Source organism: Bacteroidota bacterium (assembly GCA_030706565.1).
Lineage (GTDB): Bacteria > Bacteroidota > Bacteroidia > Bacteroidales > JAUZOH01 > JAUZOH01.
In genome coordinates this window covers 1-3685 of sequence record JAUZOH010000371.1, presented here as the reverse complement: position 1 = coordinate 3685, position 3685 = coordinate 1, and the positions used below count along the sequence as shown (strand labels likewise).

Annotated in this window: 4 protein-coding genes; all 4 read left to right on the top strand. The window is 37.8% G+C overall.

Annotation, left to right across the window (positions count from 1 at the left end; translation table 11 throughout):
• Positions 1-397, top strand: a 397-nt coding sequence (locus Q8907_14240) for an alpha-L-arabinofuranosidase C-terminal domain-containing protein (protein ID MDP4275431.1), incomplete at its 5' end; no start/stop codon positions are given.
• A 259-nt stretch (positions 398-656) separates the two neighbouring features.
• Complete coding sequence (locus Q8907_14235) at positions 657-2129, top strand: MFS transporter (protein ID MDP4275430.1); 1473 nt, start codon at positions 657-659, stop codon at positions 2127-2129.
• 69 nt (positions 2130-2198) lie between these two features.
• Positions 2199-3329 (top strand): endo-1,4-beta-xylanase, encoded by a 1131-nt coding sequence (locus Q8907_14230; GenBank protein MDP4275429.1) that lies wholly within the window; start codon positions 2199-2201, stop codon positions 3327-3329.
• 89 nt (positions 3330-3418) lie between these two features.
• Positions 3419-3685, top strand: a 267-nt coding sequence (locus Q8907_14225; GenBank protein MDP4275428.1) for an alpha-N-arabinofuranosidase, incomplete at its 3' end; no start/stop codon positions are given.

Below are 3685 nucleotides of genomic sequence, written 5' to 3'. Positions count from 1 at the left end.
GTTTTATATTTTTAAATCATTTTCTAACAATTGCCTTGGAAACTCTGTGGATACTTATGTGGACTGCGATACCTTCAATACCGAAAAGTATAAGGGAATTCCTTATCTCGATGTTACTTCGGTTTATTCGAAAGAAACGAACACTCTTTACGTTAATGTGGTCAACAGGCAGAAGGACAAGGCAATTACAGCGGATATCCTAAATGCCTCAGGCAAAATTTCCGGAAAAGCCGAAGCCGATATTATCGATTGTGCTTCGTTAAATGATTCTTTTACATTTGATAAAAGGGATCTATACCTTCCGGTAACTAAAGAGCTAAAGGTTGAAAAGAATAAATTGTCCTTTTCCTTCCCTGCACACTCCTTTACTCAAATTAAAATAGTGTTGAATAAATAAGGATTTATAAATCTTGAGTGATGAAAAATTTTCAGTATCTCTTATGCCTTGGAATATTGTTTTTGGGGCTTGAATTCAATTCTCCGGTAATTGCCAAATCGGTTGATTTCTGACGGCAGGTGCTTCAGCGTAATTTGCTATTGAAAATATTGGGTTGAGACTATCCTGGTGAAAAGGTGAAAATTGAATTCATTGGAAAGAAGGATTACCTGTTTTAATATTTACAACTAACGAATAATAGTAATTAAAAATTTAAATTATGAATCTTAATTCTCAGAAAATTTCTGTAATCGAAAAGATTGGGTATAGTCTTGGAGACTTTGCGGCAAACTTGATTTTTCAAACCCTGATGACTTTTTTGGCTTTCTTTTACACGGATGTGTTTAAAATTCCGCCAGCCACGGCTTCAGTGGTTATTTTTATCGGTGGCATGATTGGTGCCTTTTTTAACCCGGTGATGGGTATCATTGCCGACCGTACCACAACCCGCTGGGGTAAGTTTCGTCCCTGGATTTTGTGGACTGCCGTGCCTTTTGGTGCTATCGCCATGCTTGCTTTCACTACTCCGCATTTTTGTCTTCCCGGGAAAGTTGCTTATGCCTTGATTACTTATATTTTGTTGGTTGTTACTTATTCTGCTAATAACCTTCCCTATTCATCCCTTAGCGGTGTGATTACCGGTGATATGGCTGAGCGTAACAGCCTGTCGTCCTACCGTTTTGTCTTTGTAACCATTGCCCAGTTTATTGTTCAGGCTCTTCTGCTGCCACTTGTTCTAATTATGGGCCACGGTGATAAAACCAAAGGTTTTGAAAACACCATGACCATTTTTGCCATCGTAGGCGTAATTTTTTTCATTATCACCTTTTTAACTACAAAAGAGAGGATTGTACCTAAACCCGATCAACAATCGAGTATAAAACAGGATTTGAAAGACTTGTTTAGAAATAAACCCTGGATTTGTATGCTGATACTTACTGTTTTCATTTTTATCACATTATCATTGAAAGGTGGAATGTATGTTTACTATTTCAAAAACTACTTAAGTCAGGCGGATTTGGCAAAATTCCTGGGGACTATTGGTTTTAACGGCTTTATAGTCAAATTGAACAGCGGGCTGACCAACATAGGATTGCCTGGTTTTTCCTGGCCTAAAGATGTGGCAACTTCAGCTTTTAGTTTGTTTAATACCTGTGGTATTATTATGATATTGATTGGAATCGCGGTATCCAAGCCTTTAGCTGATAAATTTGGGAAGCGCGATGTTTTTGGGGTTAGTTTGTTTTTATCTGCCTTGTGCATACTTGCTTTTGTCTTTTATTGTCCTAAGGCTATAGGTTTGGTTTATATCAGTGAATTGGCACATGGCTTTTTCTATGGGATTTCTACTCCCTTACTTTGGGCTATGATTGCTGATGTCGCAGATTATTCGGAGTGGAAGAACAACCGCCGGGCTACGGCCATTATCTTCTCGGCTATGATTTTCGGATTAAAAGCAGGATTAAGTATTGGCGGTGCATTGGTGGCCGGAATCCTTGCTGCTTTTGGTTATGACCAGACTTTAGCTGTTCAGTCCCACTCGGTACTTACCGGAATAAGGTTGTCAGTGAGTATATTACCTACTCTGACATTTTTCGTTAGCGTAGCTTGCCTGTTCTTCTATGAAATTGATAAAAAGGAAGAAATTCTGATTCAAAAAGAACTGATGGCCCGCAGAGTAGAAAATTCATAAACCAGATGGAAATTTATCATAAGTAAAAAGAACTCTGATACTTTAATGTTTATCTATAAAATCAAAAAAATGAAAAAGAAACGATTCTATACAATTAAAATGTTTGGCGCATTTTGCATAGCTATATTTCTCACGTCCAATATTTCTGCCCAATCACTTGGTTTAAAAGATGCCTTTGCCGGGAAATTTTATATTGGAACCGCTATGAATGCAGATCAGATTACAGGAAAGGATACCAGTTCAGTTCGTTTAATTAAAACCCAGTTTAGTGCCATTGTTGCAGAAAACTGCATGAAAGTTGGCCCGATTCATCCCCGTGAAGATGTTTACGATTTCTCACTCCCTGATAAGTTTGTGGATTTTGGAGTGAAAAACAAATTGTTTATTACCGGCCATAATCTTGTCTGGCATTCCCAGTCGCCTTCCTGGTTTTTCATAGATAGTAATGGGAATGATGTGTCGCGCGAGGTTCTGATTCAGAGGATGAAAGATCATATTTATACCGTAGTCGGCAGGTATAAAGGCAGAGTGAAAGGTTGGGATGTGGTGAATGAGGTTATTGATGACAGGGGCGGTTACAGAAACAGTAAATATTATCAGATAATCGGTGAAGATTATATTAAACTGGCTTTTCAATTTGCCCATGAAGCCGATCCTAAAGCTGAATTATATTATAACGACTATTCTTTGACTAATCCCCAAAAACGCAAAACTGCTTTGGCTATGGTGAAAAAATTAAAAGAAGCTGGAGTAAGAATTGATGCAGTTGGCGAGCAGTGCCATATTGGGCTGGATTCTCCAAGTATTGACGAGTATGAACAGACTATTGAGGATTTTGCCGCTCTTGGTGTAAAAGTCATGATTACTGAAATGGATATTTCTGTATTGAAAATGGATTGGAGAATTGGCGCGGATGTTTCAGCCCGCGTGAATTTCCAAAAAAGGTCAAATCCTTATCCAAATGGATTACCTGATTCTGTAAATACGGCTTTCGAAAAAAGATACCTGGATTTTTTCAAACTCTTTTTGAAACATAAGGATGTTATTGAAAGAGTTACCCTCTGGGGAGTTACTGATGGTCAATCCTGGAAAAACGGTTGGCCTATTCCCGGCAGAACAGACTATCCCCTGTTGTTTGACCGTAAATACCAGGCTAAACCTGTTGTACAAAAGATTATTGATGAGGCTTTGAAAAATTAAGGAATAAACAAAGTCTGAACTTAAATTTATTATTTGTTATAATGTTTATAACATAATGAATTTATATTTTATTTCTAAAATTCAAAAAAATGAATAAACCAAGATATTTAATAGATCACATGTACACAGCCGATCCCGCCGTACATGTTTTTAACGGTAAGTTATATATTTATCCTTCGCATGATATTGAATCGGGTATACCCGAAAATGATAACGGCGATCATTTTGATATGCGCGATTATCATGTTTTTTCTATAGAAGACATTGAGGGTAAGGTTACTGATTATGGAGTTGCTCTCGATGTGAAAGATATTCCATGGGCCGGCCGTCAGCTGTGGGATTGCGATGTCGCCTTT

Excerpts from the sequence above, each read along its gene's own strand:
- Q8907_14230 (MDP4275429.1), top strand. The coding sequence starts at position 2,199 with ATGAAAAAGAAACGATTCTATACAATTAAAATGTTTGGCGCATTTTGC.
- Q8907_14235 (MDP4275430.1), top strand. The coding sequence starts at position 657 with ATGAATCTTAATTCTCAGAAAATTTCTGTAATCGAAAAGATTGGGTAT.